The organism is Gemmobacter aquaticus (assembly GCF_007859075.1).
Lineage (GTDB): Bacteria > Pseudomonadota > Alphaproteobacteria > Rhodobacterales > Rhodobacteraceae > Gemmobacter > Gemmobacter aquaticus.
In genome coordinates, this window is record NZ_VOAK01000011.1 from 342,050 (window position 1) to 360,511 (window position 18,462).

Below are 18,462 nucleotides of genomic sequence, written 5' to 3' on the forward strand. Positions count from 1 at the left end.
CCCGGGGGGGACTCAGCGAATGATCCGTTCGGAACTCATTCAAAAGATCGCGGACGAAAATCCGCACCTGACACAGCGTCATGTCGAGCGGATCGTGAACACGGTGTTCGAAGAGATCATCGAGGCTCTGTCGCGCGGTGAGCGCGTCGAGCTGCGTGGCTTCGGCGCGTTCTCGGTCAAAGAGCGTGAGGCCCGCACCGGTCGCAACCCGCGCACGGGTGAGGCTGTCGATGTCGAGGACAAGAAGGTGCCCTTCTTCAAGACCGGCAAGCTTTTGCGCGATCGGCTGAACGGCAAGGCCTGATCCGGCGGGAAGGGAGGCTGCGGCCCCGATGCTGAAATACTTGCGTTACGCCTTGCTGGCGGTCACTGCGCTTTGCCTGCTGACATTGGCCATTGCCAACCGCGCACCTGTCACCCTACGCGCGCTACCTGATGACATCGCGGCGGTGGTCGGGATGAACTGGCAGATCAACCTGCCGCTCTTTGCCGTCATCTTCGGCGGGATCGCCGTCGGTCTGCTGATCGGCTTTGTCTGGGAATGGCTGCGCGAGCATCGTTACCGGTCCGAGGCTGGCACCAAGGCCGCAGAGGCGCGCCGCCTGCAGCGAGAGCTGGCGGCGATGCGCGACGCCAAGGGCGAGGTTCAGGACGACGTTCTGGCGATCCTCGACAAGAAGTCCTGACATGGCGGAGATTCGCGTCAAGATCTGCGGCCTGCGCACGCCGGCCGACATTCAGGCAGTGGCAGATGCCGGGGCCGCCTATGCGGGCTTCGTCTTCTTTGAAAGGAGCCCTCGCCATGTGACGCTCCAGCAGGCGCGCGACATGGCGTTTGCGGCGCCGGTCGGGCTTGCCAAGGTGGCCCTTACGGTTGATGCCGATGACGCGGCGCTTGATGAGATCATCGAGGTGGTTCCGCTCGACATGCTCCAGTTGCATGGGCACGAAACCCCCGACCGGGTGGCCGAGGTGCGCTCGCGCTATGGCTTGCCGGTGATGAAGGCGGTCGGCGTTGCGGACGAAGGAGATCTAGCCGCGATCTTTGACTACTCCACCGTCGCGGACCAACTTCTGATCGACGCAAAGCCGCCGAAGACAGCCGTGCTGCCGGGGGGCAACGGCCTGTCGTTTGACTGGCGATTGGTCGCACAGCGCCGCTGGCTTCGGCCCTGGATGCTCGCAGGTGGCCTGACGCCAGAGAATGTGGCCGAGGCCATCCGCCTGACCAATGCGCGTCAGGTCGACGTCTCGTCCGGCGTGGAAAGCGCGCCGGGCGTCAAGGACCCTGCGCGCATCGCAGCCTTTACCCGCGCCGCCTTTGGCGCGACCGGCTTTCGCATGCCTGGCTGAGCGGGGGCGGGGGCTGTCTGCCCCCACGGCCCTTCGGGCCTCCCCCGAGGATACTTTTGAAAAGAAGAAAGCGGGGCTGTGGGCTTTCCTTTGCCAAATATCCTCGGGGGTGAGCCCGGAACGGGCGAGGGGGCAGACAGCCCCCTTTTCCCCGCCCCCCAACCGCGCTACATCGGGGCAACGCTAGCAGGGGGACGCCATGGCCGAGGACGGGATCAACAGCTTCATGACGGGGCCCGACGAGCAGGGTCGCTTTGGTATCTTTGGTGGGCGTTTCGTCAGCGAAACCCTGATGCCGTTGATCCTGGAGCTTGAGGCGCAATACGACTTCGCCAAGACCGACCCGACCTTCTGGGCCGAGATGGACGATCTGTGGAAGCATTACGTCGGCCGCCCCTCGCCGCTTTACTATGCGCCCCGGCTGACCGAGCATCTGGGCGGCGCGAAGATCTACCTCAAGCGCGACGAGTTGAACCACACGGGCGCACACAAGATCAACAACGTGCTGGGCCAGATCATCCTTGCCCGCCGCATGGGCAAGACCCGCATCATCGCGGAGACCGGCGCGGGACAGCATGGCGTGGCGACGGCCACCGTCTGTGCGCGCTTTGGTCTGAAGTGCGTGGTTTACATGGGCGCCCACGATGTGGAGCGGCAGGCGCCCAACGTCTTCCGCATGCGCCTGCTGGGCGCCGAGGTCGTCCCGGTCACCTCGGGCCGTGGCACGCTGAAAGACGCTATGAACGACGCGCTGCGCGATTGGGTGACCAATGTGCGCGACACATTCTATTGCATCGGTACCGTCGCGGGACCGCATCCTTACCCGGCGATGGTGCGCGACTTCCAGTCGATCATCGGCAAGGAGGTCCGCTGGCAATTGGCCGAGCAGGAGGGCGAGGGACGCCTGCCCGATACCGTGATCGCGGCCATCGGTGGCGGCTCGAACGCCATGGGGCTGTTCTTCCCCTTCCTCGACGATCCTTCGGTCCGTATCATCGGGGTCGAGGCGGGTGGCAAGGGCGTCGATGACCGGATGCAGCACTGCGCCAGCCTGACAGGCGGGCGTCCGGGCGTGCTGCACGGTAACCGCACCTACCTGCTGCAAGACCCTGACGGGCAGATCCTCGAAGGCTTCTCGATTTCGGCCGGGCTCGACTATCCGGGGATCGGACCGGAACATGCCTGGCTGCATGATACGGGGCGCGCCGAATATGTCAGCATCACTGATGCCGAGGCGCTTGATGCCTTCCAGCTGTGCTGCAAGCTTGAAGGCATCATCCCCGCGCTGGAGCCCAGCCATGCCTTGGCCCATGTGATCAAGATCGCGCCGACGCTGCCCAGCGACCACATCATTGTCATGAACATGTGTGGCCGGGGCGACAAGGACATCTTCACCGTGGCCAAGCACCTTGGCTTTGACATGAAGATCTGATCGGGTCGGGCGTCAGTCCGATACCGTCAGTGCAAGTGCCAGACGGCGCAGGGTGGCCACATTCTGCGCCTCGACACCCGGTTCGGTGAATGCGCGATCTGCGGCGTTCACGGCGATTGTGACGCCCACGCGGCGGTTTACGTAGATGAACTGTCCATAAACGCCCTGCGCCAGAAACTCTCCGACCTCTGCCCCCTGAGGGATCCACCACTGATAGCCATAACCCATGGCGTCAGGAGGCGTATCGATCTGCGGCTGGGTTGAAAGCATGACCCAGTCTTGCGGCACGATCTGGCGATTGCCGATGCGCCCGTGGAGGCGAAAGAGCTCTCCCATCCGGGCGTAGTCGCGGGTCGGCATGTTCAGCCCGCCCAGCACGAAGGGCTCGGCATAGCCATCGGTCAGATAGAGCGGCTCGGATTCCAGCCCCAGAGGCTGAATGATCCGTTCGGACATCAGCGAGACGATGTCGCGCCCGGTGGCGCCGCGGATCGCCATGCCGAGCACATGGGTGTCGATCGAGACATAGCGCCAGATCTCGCCCGGTGGGCCAGCCCGATCGGCAATCCCGGCGGCAAAGCCGTCCATCGATCCACCGAGGGCGAGCGTGCGGCCCATGCGGTTGATGTCGCTCCAGAAATCAAGATAGGCCTCATCGAAAGCCACACCCGATGCCATGCGCGCAACATCGCGCACGGTTGCCCCGGCATAGGCCGACCCGGCAAGCTCAGGGGCGTAATGGTCAACCGGCTGGTCGAGGTCGATCGCACCCTCTGCGACAAGCGTGCCCAGCAGGGCCGACAGAAAGCTCTTGGCGACGGACCAACTGATCCGGCGATCATCCGGGCCGGTGCCGAGGTGGTAGCTTTCGTGCCGCAGCTTGCCGTCCTGCAGCAGGACAAGCCCGGTGATCTGGCGCTGCGCCACCCATTCCTGCGCCCAGGCTGGCAACGCGAACGGCGCGCCTGCGGGCAGGGGGAGGGGGGGCGCATCGCCGCGCGGGATGGGCACGGAATGGAAGGCCCGGTCCATGTGGCTGAAGTTCTGCACGATCCGGTCCGGCTCGAACAAGGTCAAGACGGCATGCAGACGGGCAATCTCGTCGCGCTTCCAAAGGGCGGCAGCGGCGAGGATCACAAGAAGGATGCCCAGAATTTTCGCGATACGGCGCATGGTTCAATCTCCCTGACCCGGAGGATGGCGTCAGCGGAAACGGTCTGCCAGCTTTTGCAGCGCGCTGCGCGTGTCGGGGGACTGTTCCGTCGCGTCAGGGGGCGCCTTCGCGGGGCTTGTCTCTGCGGTGGGACGTCCGGTTCCCGTCGAGGGGCGCGGCGGCGCGGTGCGCAGGGCGACCGCGTTCAGGAAACGGGCCGAATCTCCGGCTGCCAGATCGGCCGCACCGTCCGAGATGCCGCGCAGCAGGTCATCGAGCCAGTCCTGATCGGCCTTGGCAAAATCATGCAGCACATAGGCCGATACCGCGTCCTTGTGGCCGGGGTGGCCGATGCCAAGACGGATGCGGTGATAGGCCTCGCCGATATGGGCGTGGATGGAACGCAGCCCGTTATGTCCGGCATGGCCGCCACCTGTCTTGGCACGGATGCGGCCGGGCGCGAGGTCCAGCTCGTCATGGAACACGGTGACATCGGCCGGGGTCAGCTTGTAGAAGCGCAGCGCCTCTCCCACCGCCTGACCCGAAAGGTTCATGAAGGTCTCGGGCTTCAGAAGCACCACCTTTTCCGATCCGAAGCGTCCCTCGGCTGACAGCCCCTGAAATGCGCGACGCCAGGGGGTGAAGCCATGGTCCGATGCGATACGATCGAGCGCCATGAAGCCGATGTTGTGCCGGTTTCCGGCGTATTTCGCCCCCGGATTGCCCAGACCGACCCACAGTTTCATGCGCAGCATTCCTTCGCCACTTGACCCGCGCCCTTTCTGCCCCGAATTTGCGCGCAACGCCAGACAGCAAGCCTGCAGCCATCCAGCGTCACCTGCCACATCGCAAGACATGAGGGACGCCGATGTATCTGACCATGAACCGTTTCAAGGTGAAACCCGGCCAAGAGGCCACGTTCGAAGCTGTCTGGAAAAGCCGCGACAGCCAGTTGCCCAGTGTGCCGGGCTTCATCTCTTTTCACCTGATGAAGGGCGCCACGACCGACGATCATACGCTCTATGCCTCGCATACGGCTTGGCAGTCAGAAGCGGATTTTGTCACCTGGACCAAATCCGAGGCGTTCCGCATGGCCCATGCTGGTGCGGGTGGGCATGGCGAGATCTATGCCGGCCATCCGCAGTTGGAGGTCTTCTCCTCGGTCCAGCATATCGGCGCCTGATAGAAAAAGGGCGCGGCGGGAAGATCCACGCCGCGCCCCGATTTCAACCTTGCGGTTGGATCACTCTTCCGCCACCAGGCCCGAAGGCGCGGTGATGTTGGCGATCACGAAGTTCCGTTCGATGGTCGGCTTCGCGCCGTTCGGCAGAGTGACGTCGTTGATGTGGATCACATCGCCGAAGGTCTTGCCAGTCAGGTCGACAACGATCTCGTTCGGGATATCCGAGGCCAGAACTTCCAGCTCCACTTCCGGGCGCACCACGGTCAGCGTGCCGCCACGCTTCAGGCCGGGGGCCGCGTCGTGGTTGGTGAAGGTCACGTGGATGAACAGGTTGATCCGGCTGTCGTCATGCAGGCGCATGAAGTCGACGTGGGTCGGCAGGTCCTTGACCACGTCGCGCTGAACGCCGCGGCAGACGACGTGCACGTCGGGCTGGCCTTCGACTTTCAGGTTGAAAAGCGTCGACAGGAAGCGGCCCTGCTTCAGACGCTTCAGCAGCGTGTTGTAGTTCATGTTGATGGCGACAGGTTCCTTGTTGTCACCATAAACGATGCCCGGCACAAAGCCCGCACGGCGAGCTTGACGAGCGGCCCCCTTGCCCGTCCCCGTCCGGACCTCGGCCTGAAGATCTTCGATCTTGCTTGCCATAGGTAAATCTCCTTCAGTTGTTCAATCCGCCATCCTCCAAGGGTGTATGGCGGATCGGGGGGCTATAGCGGCGTTTCGCAGGGCAAGGCAAGAGCGAATCCCGCGAGACCGGCCTTGTTTTCCAATAAAACCGGGGCGGGAAGGGGCGCTCGCGCCCCCTCTTGCGGGCGGGGCCTGCAATTCACCCCTGCGGGTATTTGGGGCTAGGAGGGGGGCTGTCAGGCCCAGTCGCCCTCGAAGCCCCGCGGGACAAGCAGGTTGTGGGCGCCGAGGTTTTTCACGTCACGCTCTCCACAAAGGGCGAGGGTCACGTCAAGCTCTTTGCGGATGATGTCGAGCGCGCGGGTGACGCCCGCCTCGCCCATGGCGCCGAGGCCGTAGATATAGCTGCGTCCGATCATTGCGGCATCGGCGCCAAGCGCCAGCGCCTTGAGCACATCCTGACCCGTGCGGATGCCGCTGTCGATCCAGATCCCGGTCTGGCCCTTCACTGCGCGCACGATCGACGGCAGGATGCGGATCGACGACAGCGCGCCATCAAGCTGGCGCCCGCCATGGTTGCTCACGACAATCGCATCGGCGCCGAAGTCGGCGGCGCGGCGGGCATCTTCGGCGTCAAGCACGCCCTTTAGCACCAGCTTGCCGCCCCAGCGGTCGCGGATGCGGGCAATCTTGGTCCAGTCGAGCTTGGGGTCGAACTGTTCATTCGTCCAGCTGGAGAGCGAGGCGAGATCGCCCACGCCCTTGGCATGGCCCACGATATTGCCGAAGGTGTGCCGCTTGGTGCCCAGCATGCCAAGGCACCAGCGCGGCTTGGTTGCCATGTTCAGGATATTCGGAAGCGTCAGGCGGGGCGGTGCGGAAAGACCGTTCTTCAGGTCCTTGTGGCGCTGTCCAAGGATCTGCAGGTCGAGCGTCAGGACAAGCGCCGAACAACCGGCCCGTTTGGCGCGGTCGATGATGTTGTCGACGAACTCTTCGTCACGCATCACGTAAAGCTGAAACCAGAAGGGTTTGGTCGTATGCGCGGCCACATCCTCGATCGAGCAGATCGACATGGTTGAAAGCGTGAAAGGCACGCCAAAGGCCTCGGCTGCGCGGGCGGCCTTGATCTCGCCATCCGCCGATTGCATGCCCGTAAAGCCAACCGGGGCGAGTGCGACCGGCATCGAGACAGCCTCTCCCAGCATGCTGGCGGAGAGATTGCGGTCCGACATATCGACCGCCACCCGCTGGCGCAGGCGGATCTGGCTGAAATCGCTGACATTCTCGCGGAATGTCTGCTCGGTATAGCTGCCCGATTCCGCATAGTCATAGAACATCCGGGGCACGCGGCGTGCGTGCAGGCGCTTCAGATCCTCGATGCAGGTGATGACGGGCATGGCGCACCTTTTCCAATTATTGGTAAAAAGTTATTACCAATACCGCGGGGCTCACGCAATGCTGGCCTGGTCTTTGGTCAAGAAAAAGGCGGGGCTCTGCTGGCCCCGCCTTTATCCTGAAGAGCAGATGGTGCGATCAGGCGCTGTGGGCACCTTCGGCGAGGGCTTTTACCCGCGCGAGGATGTCGGCGACGGGCCGGCCTGCGCCGATCTCCTTGACGATGGCGGAGCCCACGACGCATCCATCGGCGATGCCTGCGATGTCACGGGCATTTTCCGGGGTGCTGATGCCGAAGCCCACGATGATCGGAAGGTCCGTCTGCGACTTGATCCGGGCAACCTCGGGCGCGACATCGGTGGCCTGTGCGGCGGCGGCGCCGGTGATCCCGGTGATCGAGACGTAATAGACAAAGCCCGACGTGTTCTGCAGCACCTTGGGCAGGCGCTTGTCGTCGGTCGTCGGCGTCGCAAGGCGGATGAAGTTCAGACCGGCCGCCTTGGCGGGCAGGCAAAGCTCGCTATCCTCTTCGGGCGGAAGATCCACCACGATCAGCCCGTCAATCCCGGCCTCGGTCGCCTCGGACAGGAACCGGTCAACACCGCGAGAATAGATGGGGTTGTAGTAGCCCATCAGCACGATTGGCGTTTCGGTGTCGCCTGCGCGGAAGTCGCGCACCATGTCCAGTACCTTGTCCATGGTCATGCCGCCGTCGAGCGCGCGCTGCCCGGCCAACTGGATCGTCGGGCCGTCTGCCATCGGATCGGTGAATGGCATCCCAAGCTCGATCACGTCGACCCCGGCGGCCGGAAGGCCCTTCATCACCGCAAGCGAGGTGGCAACATCGGGATCTCCCCCCATGATATAGGCGACGAACGCCTTCTTCCCCTCGGCCTTGAGCTTGGCGAATTTGGCGTCGATCCGGGTCATGGCGGTCCTCTTGTGCAATCCTGCCCGATGTGCCGCGAAGTGGGCCGGAAATCAATGGGGCATGGACCGGATCCTGTGCCTCGATTCTTCCTGGAGGGCAGCATTGGGCCCATGCCCGCTGCGTTCAAACTTGCGCTTTCGCTCGGGCTGTGCCTAAAGGCGCGCAGCTTGCGTGCTGGAGGTGATCATGGGATTCAAGATGGGCATTGTCGGCCTGCCGAATGTCGGCAAATCGACGCTCTTCAATGCGCTGACGCGCACCGCTGCCGCGCAGGCCGCGAACTTTCCCTTCTGCACGATCGAGCCGAACGTGGGTGAGGTCGCCGTGCCAGACCCGCGGCTTGAAAAGCTTGCGGCTATCGCTGGGTCAAAGCAGATCATCCCCACGCGGATGACCTTTGTCGACATCGCGGGCCTTGTGCGCGGCGCGTCGAAGGGCGAGGGCTTGGGCAACCAGTTCCTGGCCAACATCCGCGAGTGCGATGCCATTGCCCATGTGCTGCGCTGCTTTGAAGATGGGGACATCACCCATGTCGAAGGCCGCATCGATCCCGTGGCCGATGCCGAGACCATCGAGACAGAGCTGATGCTGGCTGACCTCGAGTCGATCGAGCGTCGCCGTGCCAACCTTGCCCGCAAGCTGAAGGGTGGCGACAAGGAGTCGGCCGATCAGGACCGGCTGCTGGCTTTGGCGCAGGCTGCGCTGAACGACGGCAAGCCTGCCCGCACCGTGGCGGTCTCGGCTGACGACATGCGCCAGTGGAACATGCTGCAACTGTTGACTGCAAAGCCCGTCCTCTATGTTTGCAACGTCGAGGAATCAAAAGCCGCGACCGGCAACAGCCAGTCGGATCGCGTGGCTGCCATGGCCAAGGCGCAGGGTGCTGCGACCGTCGTGATCTCGGCCCGGATCGAGGAAGAGATCAGCCAGCTGCCCGAGGACGAGGCGGCCATGTTCCTTGAGGAGATGGGGCTGCACGAGGCGGGGCTCGATCGCCTGATCCGCGCGGGCTACGAACTACTGGGCCTGCAGACCTATTTCACCGTCGGCCCGAAAGAGGCCCGCGCCTGGACCATCACCAAAGGCACGCTGGCCCCGCAGGCGGCGGGCGTGATCCATGGCGATTTCGAAAAGGGCTTCATCCGCGCCGAAACCATCGCCTTTGACGACTACATCGCCGGCAATGGCGAGGCGGGCGCAAAAGAGGCGGGCAAGTTCCGCGTGGAAGGCAAGACCTATGAAGTCAAGGACGGCGACGTCCTGCACTTCCTCTTCAACGGCTGATTCGCATCCGAAGACCTGAAGGTTTAGGCCCGGACATTGTCCGGGCCTTTTTCATGGGTTTGACGCGGATCAAGGCAGGGTCGTTGCGGCTGTGGCACAAGGCTGACGAACGCGCCACCTGGCAGGGAAGCCTGAAATGACTCGCCTGATGATGATCATCTTTTCCATGGCCTCGACCTCTCTGATGGGGGCTTTCATCGTCGCCGCGCTGGTGATGGGGATGGATACCTCGCAGCCGATCCTGATTGCGGCTGCCCTTGGCTTTGTCGCGGCGATTCCGGTCAGCTGGATTGTGGCACGCCAGATCGTAGGCTAGGCCGAGAGGAACACGCGGAGCGTTTCTTCAAACTCGCGCGGCTTGTCGGCGTGCAGCCAATGGCCCGCGCCGGGAAGCTTGGCAAAGCGGGCCGCCGGGAACTGTGACAGGATCGCCGGTCGGTACTCCGGCTTGACGTAATGGCTCTCGGCTCCGGTCAGGAACAGGGCCGGTCCGTCGAACCGGCCTTCCGGGGCGTGCCAGCCGACGATGTTCGACATCTCGGTCGCCAGCACATCGAAGTTCAGCCGCCAGCGCGGCCCGCCTTCTGCGCGCAGGTCGAGGGATTGCAGGAAGAAAGCGCGCAAGGGGGCCTCGGGCACAGTCTGCGAGAGGCGGAGGTCCGCCTCGGCACGAGTCGAAAGCCCGGTCAGGTCCATCGCGCGCATGGCCTCGATATACTGCGTCTGGTCATGCGCATAGGCGACGGGCGCGATATCCGCGACAACCAGCCGACGCACCAGATCCGGGTGGGTCAGCGCCAGCGTCATCGCCGCCTTTCCGCCCATCGAATGGCCGACCACATCCATCCGACCGCCGTTGGCCGTGATGACCTTGGCCAGATCTTCGGCCAGATCGGTGTAGCTGTGGCTGTCAAACCAGGGGCTTTCGCCATGGTTGCGCATGTCCACCGCCAGCACGTCGCGGTTGGCCGACAGCCGTTTGGCAATGACGTTCCAGTTGCGGGCAGAGCCATAAAGCCCATGCGCGATCAGGATCGGCGGAAGGTCGGACGGCTCGACGGCGGGGTGGCGCAGGATGTTCAGCATGTCCTTGGCTTTACCGCGTCCTGTGCCATCGTGCCAGAGTCGTTGCGCGCGTGGTTGAACCCCCGCCGCAGCTTGATTACCCTCCTGGGAAAAGCGGAAGGGACGGGCAGGATGTCGGAAGAAACGGCGCAGCAGATGGCCGCTCGGGTAGCTGCGTTGATGGGACAGAGGTTGCACGTCTCCGGTGATGGCCTCTCGGAAAAGCTGGCGCGTGGCGGCAAACGCCTTCCGCGCAGAGTGCGCGTGGCGGCGCAAGAGCTTGCCGATGCCGCCGCGCTGGAGGGCGTACCCAAACTGCAGCAGCAGATCGACCCGCGCAAACTGGCCGAGGCCCGCGATGTCTGCCTGCGCTATCTGGAACCGCTGGGGCAGGCCGCGCGGCGATGGGGATGGGTCATGGGGACGATGGCGCAGGTGGCCGCCGGGCTGATGGCGGTCGCAGCCGCAGCTTGGGTGCTGGCGCGCTAGAGCGCTGCGCCAAAAGAAAAAGCCCCGGCGAACCGGGGCTTTCCATCATCACAGTGTCGGATAGAGCGGGAACTTCTCGCACAGCGCCTCGACCTTGGCACGGACGCGCGCCTCGACCTCGGCGTTGCCATCCTCGCCATTCGCGGCCAGGCCATCGACCACTTCCACGATCCAGTCCGCGATCAGGCGGAACTCGGCCTCACCGAAGCCGCGGGTGGTGCCGGCAGGGGTGCCCAGGCGCACGCCCGAGGTGACGGTCGGCTTTTCGGGGTCGAAGGGAATGCCGTTCTTGTTGCAGGTGATGTTTGCCCGGCCAAGCGCCTTTTCGGTCGCATTGCCCTTCACGTTCTTCGGGCGCAGGTCCACCAGCATCACATGGGTATCGGTGCCCCCGGTGACGATATCCAGACCACCCTTCTGCAATTGGTCGGCAAGCGCCTGTGCGTTCTTCACGACCTGCGCCGCATAGTCCTTGAACTCGGGCCGCAGCGCCTCGCCAAAGGCCACGGCTTTCGCGGCGATCACATGCATCAGCGGGCCACCCTGGATGCCCGGGAAGATGGCCGAGTTCACCTTCTTGGCGATCTCTTCGCTGTTGGTCAGGATCATCCCACCACGCGGGCCGCGCAGGGTCTTGTGGGTCGTGGTCGTCGCCACATCGGCATAGGGGAAGGGCGAGGGGTGCTGCCCGCCGGCCACCAGGCCCGCGAAATGCGCCATATCGACCATCAGGTAGGCGCCAACCTTGTCGGCGATGGCGCGGAAGCGCGCAAAGTCGATCTGACGCGGAATGGCCGAGCCGCCCGCAATGATCAGCTTGGGCTGGTGCTCGACGGCAAGCGCCTCGACCTCGTCATAGTCGATCCGGCTGTCCTGCTTGCGCACGCCATATTGGATGGCGTTGAACCACTTGCCCGACTGGTTCGGGGCAGCCCCGTGGGTCAGGTGGCCGCCCGAGGCGAGGTTCATGCCCAGAATTGTGTCGCCGGGTTTGATCAGCGCCTGGAACACACCCTGGTTGGCCTGCGAGCCCGAGTTGGGCTGGACGTTGGCGAAGCTGCAGCCGAACAGTTTGCAGGCGCGCTCAATGGCAAGGTTTTCGGCCACGTCCACAAACTGGCAGCCGCCGTAGTAGCGCTTGCCCGGATAGCCCTCGGCGTATTTGTTGGTCATCACCGAGCCCTGCGCCTCCATCACGGCGCGGCTGACGATGTTCTCCGATGCGATCAGCTCGATCTCGTGGCGCTGGCGGCCAAGCTCGTCGGTGATGGAGCCATAGAGCTCGGGGTCGCGGGAGGCGAGGCTTTCGGTGAAGAAACCGGTGTCGCGGCTGGCGCTCATGTGCGTCTCCTGAAAGTGGGCCGGGGTTCGGGCGTTCGAAACTGGCGTAGGGTGTGCGAGTGGTCTGGGCGCCATTTAGACCATGCGCCATGGTCGAGGGAAGGGCAGAAAACGACACATGCCCGAAAGCGCGCGAAGCTGGGTGCTGCGCGGCCCCCTTGTCTTTGTCTTGCGCACCCCCCAAGACTGGCGGGGTAAAGGGAGAGCCTTGATGCGCATCAGTTTCCGCTCCAGTACCAGCCCCGCGGCACTGGCAGCCTATTCCGCGCTGTCCGAGCGCTATGGCGACGCGCCGGTGACCCAGGCGGAGGTGATCGTGGCCCTGGGCGGCGATGGCTTCATGCTGCAGACCCTTCACGAGACACAAAGCCTTGGCCTGCCGGTCTATGGCATGAACTGCGGGACCATCGGCTTTCTGATGAATGCCTATGCCGAGGACCGGCTGGAGGCGCGGCTGCGTGCCGCGGAAGAGACGGTGATCAACCCGCTGGCCATGCATGCCGTGAACGTTGCAGGGCGGCACCACCACGCGCTGGCGATCAACGAGGTGAGCTTGCTGCGCGCCGGCCCGCAGGCGGCGAAGCTCAGGATCAGCGTCGATGGGCGCGAGCGGATGGCCGAGCTTGTCTGCGATGGCGCGCTGGTCTGCACGCCTGCCGGATCGACCGCATACAACTACTCAGCCCACGGCCCGATCCTACCCATCGATTCCGATGTGCTGGCGTTGACGGCGATGGCGGCCTTTCGCCCACGGCGCTGGCGCGGGGCGATTCTGCCCAAGACAGCCATCGTGCGCTTTGACGTGCTGGAAACCGACAAACGCCCGGTGATGGCCGATGCCGATGGCCGGTCATTCCGCGATGTCGTGAGTGTTGAGATCAGGTCGGAACCGGCCGTGCGTCACCGCATCCTCTTTGATCCCGGCCACGGGCTTGAAGAGCGCCTGACGCATGAGCAGTTCATGTAAGGCCGGGCGGCGGCGCCCGTGATCGGCGCTGCATGGGTATTTTTGCCAAGAGGAAACTGGACCGGCGTCTGCTTCCTCTTGGCCCAAATACCCAAAAAGGCGCGCGAGGGGGCCTCGCGCGCAGTCAAGGGGTTCTGGTGCCGGTTCAGCCGCGCGCAAGCCCCAGCGTGCGCAGGGCCAAGGTGATCTCATCAAGGATTGCCGGGTCATCGATGGTCGCCGGCATCTTCCAGTCTGCGCCGTCGGCGATCTTGACCATGGTGCCGCGCAAGATCTTGCCCGACCGCGTCTTGGGGAGACGATCAACCACCACCGCGCGCTTGAAGTCGGCCACTGGTCCGATCCGGTCGCGCATCAGCTTCACGCATTCCTTGACGACATCGGCATGGTCTTTTGCCGCGCCCTTCTTGAGGCACAGAAGGCCCAGCGGGGACTGGCCTTTCAACTCGTCCGCGACGCCGATCACGGCGCATTCGGCGACGTCGGGGTGCGAGGCCAGCACCTCTTCCATGGCCCCGGTCGAGAGGCGGTGACCGGCGACGTTGATCACATCATCCGTGCGCGCCATGATGTAGAGATAGCCGTCCTCGTCCACATAGCCCGCATCGCCGGTCTCATAATAACCGGGGAAGTGGCTGAGGTAGGATTTGCGGAACCGGTCTTCGGCATTCCACAGAGTCGGCAGAGTGCCGGGAGGCAGCGGCAGCTTGACGGCGATGGCGCCAAGCGTGCCGGGGCTGACCGGGTGGCCACCTTCGTCCAGCACCTGCACGTCATAGCCGGGCATCGGCACCGAAGGCGAGCCAAGCTTGACCGGTAGCGCCTCGATCCCCAGTGGGTTTGCCGCGATGGCCCAGCCGGTTTCGGTCTGCCACCAGTGGTCGATCACCGGGATATTCAGGTGCTTTTGCGCCCATTGGATCGTCTCGGGGTCAGCCCTCTCGCCTGCAAGGTAGAGCGCCTGCAGGTGCCGCAAATTGTAGTCCTTGATGAACTCGCCATCGGGATCGTCGCGGCGGATGGCGCGCAGCGCGGTCGGTGCGGTGAAGAAGCTTTTCACCTTGTTCTCGCTGATCACCCGCCAGAAGGTCCCTGCGTCAGGCGTGCCCACGGGCTTTCCTTCAAAGACGATGGTGGTGCAGCCCGCGATCAGCGGCGCGTAGCAGATGTAGCTGTGCCCAACGACCCAGCCCACGTCCGACGCCGCCCAGAACACGTCGCCCACGCCCACGTTATAGATGGCGCGCATCGTCCAGTTCAGCGCGACCAGATGGCCCGCGGTGGGGCGGACCACGCCCTTGGGCGCCCCGGTCGTGCCCGAGGTGTAGAGAATATAGGCCGGGTGGTCGCCCGAAACCGGCACGCAATCAGCAGGCTCGACCCCGTACTGGAAGGTGTGCCAAGCGAAGTCACGGCCCTCGATCAGCTTGGCGACCTCTTGTTCGCGCTGGAAGATCACGCAGAAATCGGGCTTGTGGTCAGCAAGGTCGATCGCGCCGTCCAGAAGCGGTTTGTAATGGACGATCCGGTTTGGTTCGATCCCGCAAGAGGCGGCGATGATCGCCTTTGGCTTGCAGTCGTCGATCCGCACGGCCAGTTCGTTTGCGGCAAAACCGCCGAACACCACCGAGTGGATGGCACCCAGACGGGCGCAGGCCAGCATGGCCTCCAGCGCCTCGGGGATCATGGGCATATAGATGATGACGCGGTCACCCTTTTCGACACCCTTGGCGCGCAGGGCGCCGGCAAGGCTTGCGACGCGGGTCTGCAGTTCCTTGTAGGTGATGCCCTTGCGCAGGTGTGTGACGGGGCTGTCGTGGATGATTGCCAGCTGGTTGCCGCGCCCTGCTTGCACGTGTCGGTCGACGGCATTCCAGCAGGTGTTCACCTCGGCGTCGCTGAACCATTCATAAAGCGGCGCCCGGTCGGGGTTCAGCGCACGGCTGGGTGATTTCACCCAATCGATGCCGCCAGCAGCCTTCATCCAGAATCCCTCGGGGTCTGCCTTCCAGCTGTCATAGATCTCTTTGTATGCCATGGTATGCCTCCTCCCTCGGTATCGTGTTTTGTTACGCGAGAGGGGGGCATTGCCGCAACGCTGTTACCGTTAGCGTAGCCGCATTGCAGCGAGAAATTTGCAGAAATCTGCCTGTCCTCGCCCGCAAATTTTTGCAAACTATGTGAATATGCCAACACTGGCAGGGCACGCAGGTAACTTTGCAAAGTTTTGCGATTTGCAGACCGTCATGATGGCAGACTGAGTCGGCCAGGCGGGGCGGCCAAATTGGTCGCCCCGCAAGATGATGTCAGCCGTAGTGCGCGACCGGCGTTCCAGCCAGAGCCGAGATGTTGAGCAATCCCCGTGCGGTGATCGACGGGGTGACGATATGGGCCTTGTTGCCCATGCCCATCAGGATTGGCCCGACCTCAAGCCCGCCCGCCTTCATGCGCAGGATATTGCGTGCAGCATTCGCGGCATCGGAATAGGCGAAGACCAGAATGTTCGCAGCGCCCTCGATCCGGGCGCCGGGGAACATGCGTCCGCGCAGGTCGGGGTCGAGTGCCGCATCAATGCTCATCTCGCCGTCGTAGGCAAAGCCCCGAGGTTCGGCATCCAGCATCGCCAGCGCCGCGCGCATGCGCAGGCCGGAATCGCTGTCGAGGTTGCCGAAGTTCGAATGCGAGCAGAGTGCCACCTTGGGCGTCACGCCAAAGCGCTTGGCATGGCGCACCGCACCCAACGTGGTCAGCGCGATCTGGTCAGGCGTGGGGACGGGGTTCACCTGGGTGTCGGCGATGAAAAGCGGCCCGTCTTCCAGGATCATCAGGCTCAGCGCACCATGCGCGGAAAGCCCGTCACGCCCCAGAACCTCGGTCACATATTTCAGGTGCCACAGATATTGCCCGAAGGTGCCGCAGATCATGCTGTCGGCATCTCCGCGATGCACGGCAATGGCGGCAATTGCTGTCGTGTTGGTGCGCATGATCGCGCGGGCCAGATCGGGGGTCACGCCCTTGCGGGCCATGAGTTCGTGATAGCTGCCCCAGTAGTCGCGGTAGCGCGTATCGCTTTCGGGGTTCACGATCTCAAAGTCACGGTCCGGGCGGATCGGCAGTCCCGCGCGTTCGGCCCGCATCGCGATCACCTCGGGGCGGCCGATCAGGATGGGCTTGTCGGTCGTCTCTTCCAGCATCGCGTTGGCCGCGCGCAGCACGCGTTCGTCCTCGCCTTCCGAAAAGACGATGCGACGGTCGGCCAGTCGGCTTGCCTCGAATACCGGGCGCATGATCAGGGCTGAACGGTAGACCGAGCCGTTCAGCTTGTCGCGATAGGCGTTCAGGTCGCTGATCGGACGGGTGGCCACGCCAGTTTCCATCGCCGCTTTCGCCACGGCCGAGGCGACGACGCCGATCAGCCGGGGGTCGAAGGGTTTGGGGATCAGGTAATCGGCACCGAAGGTCAGTCGTTCACCCTGATAGGCGGCTGCGGCCTCGGCGCTGGTGGTTGCGCGGGCAAGGGCCGCGATTCCCTCGATGCAGGCCAGCTGCATCTCGTCATTGATCTGGGTCGCGCCCACATCGAGCGCACCCCGGAAGATGAAGGGGAAACACAGGACGTTGTTCACCTGATTTGGAAAGTCACTGCGACCCGTCGCCATGATTGCGCCGGGCGCTACGGCGCGCACCTCGTCAGGCAGGATTTCGGGCGTGGGATTTGCCAAGGCGAAGATGATCGGGTTTTCGGCCATGCGGGCGACCATCTCGGGCTTCAGCACGCCAGGGCCGGACAGGCCCAGGAACATGTCGGCGCCGTCAATCACCTCGTCCAGCGTCCGCTTGTCAGACTTTTGCGCATAGGCGGCCTTCTGCGGGTTCATGTCCACCTCGCGGCCCTCATGCACAAGGCCGTGGATGTCGCAAAGCCAGACGTTCTCGCGCCGGACACCTAGCTTCAGCAGCATGTTGAGGCAGGCAATGCCCGCAGCCCCGCCGCCGGTCGAGACGATCTTGATGTCCTGGAACCGTTTGCCCGCCACATGCAGCGCATTCGTGGCGGCTGCGCCGACGACAATGGCCGTGCCGTGCTGGTCATCGTGGAAAACCGGAATGTTCATCCGTTCGCGGCAGAGCTTCTCGACGATGAAGCAATCGGGTGCCTTGATGTCTTCAAGGTTGATTGCACCAAAGGTCGGCTCCAGCGCGCAGACGATATCTGCCAGTTTTTCCGGATCGGGCTCATTTAGTTCAATGTCAAAACAATCTATGTTGGCGAACTTCTTGAAGAGGACGGCCTTGCCCTCCATCACCGGTTTCGAGGCCAGCGCGCCGATGTTGCCAAGGCCCAGAACCGCGGTGCCATTCGTCACGACGGCAACAAGATTTCCCCTTGACGTATAACGGCTTGCGGTCGCCGGATCGGCCTTGATCTCAAGGCAGGCCTCTGCCACGCCGGGGCTGTAGGCGCGGCTCAGGTCGCGGCCGTTCGCCAGGGGTTTCGTGGCGCGGATCTCAAGCTTACCGGGCTTGGGAAACTCGTGATAATCCAGCGCAGGATGGCGCGACTGGTCGTGACGTTGCTCTTCCATAGGGCCTCCCGGGAAATTTGGTTTGGCATTAAACAATCAGATTCGCCGCGCAAGTCTGATAGCGCTAACGACAAACTCCTCCGGGGCTGAGTGTGGCGCTTTTCCGCCAGTGCGCCAAGGTGGAAATCAGGAAAGACAGCTTTGTCCGTTTCCGTAGGATCACCACATGCGCGCGCTTGCCTCTGCGACGGGCCTGCCGCACAATCATGACCAGTTGGTCAAACACGCCTGATGCCCCGGAGATCCGAATGTCGCTGAAAGATGCCGCCACCCAGGTGCGCGAGAATGCCTATGCCCCGTATTCGCGCTTCAAGGTGGGGGCGGCGTTGCGCACCCCGTCGGGGGCCGTGCATGTCGGCTGCAACGTCGAGAACGTGGCATATCCTGAAGGCACCTGCGCCGAGGCGGGGGCTATTGCCGCGATGTGCGCTTCCGGCGAGCGGCAGATCAGCGATCTTTATGTCATCGCCGACAGCCCTGAGCCTGTTCCGCCATGTGGCGGTTGCCGCCAGAAGATCGCCGAATTCGCAGCGCCCGATGTTGTGGTCACGCTGGGCACGACCGACGGCAAGGAAAAACGCATGACCGTGGCGGACCTTCTGCCCGGGGTATTCACGATGGCCCATATGGATCGGGCCTGAGAAAGGACC

At 63.7% G+C, this 18,462-nt stretch carries 19 protein-coding genes; 10 read left to right on the forward strand and 9 right to left on the reverse strand.

Annotated features, from left to right (window positions below; translation table 11 throughout):
- Positions 1-19: 19 nt before the first annotated feature.
- The 4 genes from ihfB to trpB all read left to right on the forward strand — a co-directional run bounded on the left by ihfB (position 20) and on the right by trpB (position 2,785).
- Positions 20-304, forward strand: a complete 285-nt coding sequence (gene ihfB / locus FQU74_RS03645) for an integration host factor subunit beta (RefSeq protein ID WP_146285070.1) — start codon at positions 20-22, stop codon at positions 302-304.
- Positions 305-332: 28 nt separating this feature from the next.
- Positions 333-686 (forward strand): LapA family protein, encoded by a 354-nt coding sequence (locus FQU74_RS03650; protein ID WP_308423073.1) that lies wholly within the window; start codon positions 333-335, stop codon positions 684-686.
- Between the two features lies 1 nt (position 687).
- Positions 688-1,353, forward strand: a complete 666-nt coding sequence (locus FQU74_RS03655; protein WP_146285071.1) for a phosphoribosylanthranilate isomerase — start codon at positions 688-690, stop codon at positions 1,351-1,353.
- A 199-nt stretch (positions 1,354-1,552) separates the two neighbouring features.
- Positions 1,553-2,785: a tryptophan synthase subunit beta gene (gene trpB, locus FQU74_RS03660; protein ID WP_146285072.1), complete on the forward strand. Its 1,233-nt coding sequence runs from the start codon at positions 1,553-1,555 to the stop codon at positions 2,783-2,785.
- 12 nt (positions 2,786-2,797) lie between these two features.
- Here the strand turns inward: trpB and FQU74_RS03665 are convergent, their stop codons facing one another.
- Both FQU74_RS03665 and pth read right to left on the reverse strand, forming a co-directional pair.
- Positions 2,798-3,958, reverse strand: a complete 1,161-nt coding sequence (locus FQU74_RS03665) for a serine hydrolase domain-containing protein (protein ID WP_146285073.1) — start codon at positions 3,956-3,958, stop codon at positions 2,798-2,800.
- Positions 3,959-3,988: 30 nt separating this feature from the next.
- A complete protein-coding gene (gene pth, locus FQU74_RS03670) occupies positions 3,989-4,684 on the reverse strand; it encodes an aminoacyl-tRNA hydrolase (RefSeq protein WP_146285074.1) in 696 nt (231 codons plus the stop codon).
- Between the two features lie 122 nt (positions 4,685-4,806).
- Here pth and hmuQ point away from each other — a divergent pair, with 122 nt between their 5' ends.
- The gene (gene hmuQ, locus FQU74_RS03675) at positions 4,807-5,121 is read left to right on the forward strand and encodes a heme-degrading protein HmuQ (protein WP_146285075.1); all 315 of its coding nucleotides are present in this window, start codon (positions 4,807-4,809) and stop codon (positions 5,119-5,121) included.
- Positions 5,122-5,181: 60 nt separating this feature from the next.
- Here the strand turns inward: hmuQ and FQU74_RS03680 are convergent, their stop codons facing one another.
- The 3 genes from FQU74_RS03680 to trpA all read right to left on the reverse strand — a co-directional run bounded on the left by FQU74_RS03680 (position 5,182) and on the right by trpA (position 8,079).
- On the reverse strand, positions 5,182-5,769 hold the full coding sequence (locus tag FQU74_RS03680) for a 50S ribosomal protein L25/general stress protein Ctc (RefSeq protein ID WP_146285076.1): 588 nt from the start codon (positions 5,767-5,769) through the stop codon (positions 5,182-5,184).
- Between the two features lie 218 nt (positions 5,770-5,987).
- On the reverse strand, positions 5,988-7,151 hold the full coding sequence (locus FQU74_RS03685) for an alpha-hydroxy acid oxidase (RefSeq protein ID WP_146285077.1): 1,164 nt from the start codon (positions 7,149-7,151) through the stop codon (positions 5,988-5,990).
- A gap of 136 nt (positions 7,152-7,287) precedes the next feature.
- The gene (trpA, locus tag FQU74_RS03690; protein ID WP_146285078.1) at positions 7,288-8,079 is read right to left on the reverse strand and encodes a tryptophan synthase subunit alpha; all 792 of its coding nucleotides are present in this window, start codon (positions 8,077-8,079) and stop codon (positions 7,288-7,290) included.
- A 187-nt stretch (positions 8,080-8,266) separates the two neighbouring features.
- Here trpA and ychF point away from each other — a divergent pair, with 187 nt between their 5' ends.
- Entirely contained in the window at positions 8,267-9,364 is a 1,098-nt protein-coding gene (gene ychF / locus FQU74_RS03695; RefSeq protein ID WP_146285079.1) for a redox-regulated ATPase YchF, read from the forward strand.
- Between the two features lie 136 nt (positions 9,365-9,500).
- Complete coding sequence (locus tag FQU74_RS03700) at positions 9,501-9,680, forward strand: CTP synthetase (protein ID WP_146285080.1); 180 nt, start codon at positions 9,501-9,503, stop codon at positions 9,678-9,680.
- Here the strand turns inward: FQU74_RS03700 and FQU74_RS03705 are convergent.
- Positions 9,677-10,450: an alpha/beta fold hydrolase gene (locus FQU74_RS03705; RefSeq protein WP_146285081.1), complete on the reverse strand. Its 774-nt coding sequence runs from the start codon at positions 10,448-10,450 to the stop codon at positions 9,677-9,679. The genes FQU74_RS03700 and FQU74_RS03705 overlap by 4 nt on opposite strands.
- 111 nt (positions 10,451-10,561) lie before the next feature.
- On the opposite strand from FQU74_RS03705, the gene FQU74_RS03710 reads away from it, so the two are divergent.
- Positions 10,562-10,918: a hypothetical protein gene (locus tag FQU74_RS03710; protein ID WP_146285082.1), complete on the forward strand. Its 357-nt coding sequence runs from the start codon at positions 10,562-10,564 to the stop codon at positions 10,916-10,918.
- Positions 10,919-10,966: 48 nt separating this feature from the next.
- On the opposite strand, the gene glyA is transcribed toward FQU74_RS03710, so the two are convergent.
- Positions 10,967-12,259, reverse strand: a complete 1,293-nt coding sequence (gene glyA, locus FQU74_RS03715) for a serine hydroxymethyltransferase (protein WP_146285083.1) — start codon at positions 12,257-12,259, stop codon at positions 10,967-10,969.
- 211 nt (positions 12,260-12,470) lie between these two features.
- Here glyA and FQU74_RS03720 point away from each other — a divergent pair, with 211 nt between their 5' ends.
- The gene (locus tag FQU74_RS03720) at positions 12,471-13,226 is read left to right on the forward strand and encodes an NAD kinase (protein WP_146285084.1); all 756 of its coding nucleotides are present in this window, start codon (positions 12,471-12,473) and stop codon (positions 13,224-13,226) included.
- A 145-nt stretch (positions 13,227-13,371) separates the two neighbouring features.
- On the opposite strand, the gene prpE is transcribed toward FQU74_RS03720, so the two are convergent.
- Together prpE and FQU74_RS03730 are read right to left on the reverse strand one after the other, a co-directional pair.
- Positions 13,372-15,264 (reverse strand): propionate-CoA ligase PrpE, encoded by a 1,893-nt coding sequence (prpE, locus tag FQU74_RS03725; protein WP_146285085.1) that lies wholly within the window; start codon positions 15,262-15,264, stop codon positions 13,372-13,374.
- Between the two features lie 268 nt (positions 15,265-15,532).
- Positions 15,533-17,812 (reverse strand): NADP-dependent malic enzyme, encoded by a 2,280-nt coding sequence (locus FQU74_RS03730; RefSeq protein ID WP_146285086.1) that lies wholly within the window; start codon positions 17,810-17,812, stop codon positions 15,533-15,535.
- A 248-nt stretch (positions 17,813-18,060) separates the two neighbouring features.
- Here FQU74_RS03730 and FQU74_RS03735 point away from each other — a divergent pair, with 248 nt between their 5' ends.
- A complete protein-coding gene (locus tag FQU74_RS03735) occupies positions 18,061-18,453 on the forward strand; it encodes a cytidine deaminase (protein ID WP_146285087.1) in 393 nt (130 codons plus the stop codon).
- The last annotated feature ends 9 nt before the right edge of the window (positions 18,454-18,462 follow it).

Bases quoted from the DNA above. Each gene is read 5' to 3' on its own strand.
- ihfB (WP_146285070.1), top strand. From the start codon at position 20: ATGATCCGTTCGGAACTCATTCAAAAGATCGCGGACGAAAATCCGCAC.
- FQU74_RS03650 (WP_308423073.1), top strand. From the start codon at position 333: ATGCTGAAATACTTGCGTTACGCCTTGCTGGCGGTCACTGCGCTTTGC.
- FQU74_RS03655 (WP_146285071.1), top strand. From the start codon at position 688: ATGGCGGAGATTCGCGTCAAGATCTGCGGCCTGCGCACGCCGGCCGAC.
- trpB (WP_146285072.1), top strand. From the start codon at position 1,553: ATGGCCGAGGACGGGATCAACAGCTTCATGACGGGGCCCGACGAGCAG.
- FQU74_RS03665 (WP_146285073.1), bottom strand. From the start codon at position 3,958: ATGCGCCGTATCGCGAAAATTCTGGGCATCCTTCTTGTGATCCTCGCC.
- pth (WP_146285074.1), bottom strand. From the start codon at position 4,684: ATGAAACTGTGGGTCGGTCTGGGCAATCCGGGGGCGAAATACGCCGGA.
- hmuQ (WP_146285075.1), top strand. From the start codon at position 4,807: ATGTATCTGACCATGAACCGTTTCAAGGTGAAACCCGGCCAAGAGGCC.
- FQU74_RS03680 (WP_146285076.1), bottom strand. From the start codon at position 5,769: ATGGCAAGCAAGATCGAAGATCTTCAGGCCGAGGTCCGGACGGGGACG.
- FQU74_RS03685 (WP_146285077.1), bottom strand. From the start codon at position 7,151: ATGCCCGTCATCACCTGCATCGAGGATCTGAAGCGCCTGCACGCACGC.
- trpA (WP_146285078.1), bottom strand. From the start codon at position 8,079: ATGACCCGGATCGACGCCAAATTCGCCAAGCTCAAGGCCGAGGGGAAG.
- ychF (WP_146285079.1), top strand. From the start codon at position 8,267: ATGGGATTCAAGATGGGCATTGTCGGCCTGCCGAATGTCGGCAAATCG.
- FQU74_RS03700 (WP_146285080.1), top strand. From the start codon at position 9,501: ATGACTCGCCTGATGATGATCATCTTTTCCATGGCCTCGACCTCTCTG.
- FQU74_RS03705 (WP_146285081.1), bottom strand. From the start codon at position 10,450: ATGCTGAACATCCTGCGCCACCCCGCCGTCGAGCCGTCCGACCTTCCG.
- FQU74_RS03710 (WP_146285082.1), top strand. From the start codon at position 10,562: ATGTCGGAAGAAACGGCGCAGCAGATGGCCGCTCGGGTAGCTGCGTTG.
- glyA (WP_146285083.1), bottom strand. From the start codon at position 12,259: ATGAGCGCCAGCCGCGACACCGGTTTCTTCACCGAAAGCCTCGCCTCC.
- FQU74_RS03720 (WP_146285084.1), top strand. From the start codon at position 12,471: ATGCGCATCAGTTTCCGCTCCAGTACCAGCCCCGCGGCACTGGCAGCC.
- prpE (WP_146285085.1), bottom strand. From the start codon at position 15,264: ATGGCATACAAAGAGATCTATGACAGCTGGAAGGCAGACCCCGAGGGA.
- FQU74_RS03730 (WP_146285086.1), bottom strand. From the start codon at position 17,812: ATGGAAGAGCAACGTCACGACCAGTCGCGCCATCCTGCGCTGGATTAT.
- FQU74_RS03735 (WP_146285087.1), top strand. From the start codon at position 18,061: ATGTCGCTGAAAGATGCCGCCACCCAGGTGCGCGAGAATGCCTATGCC.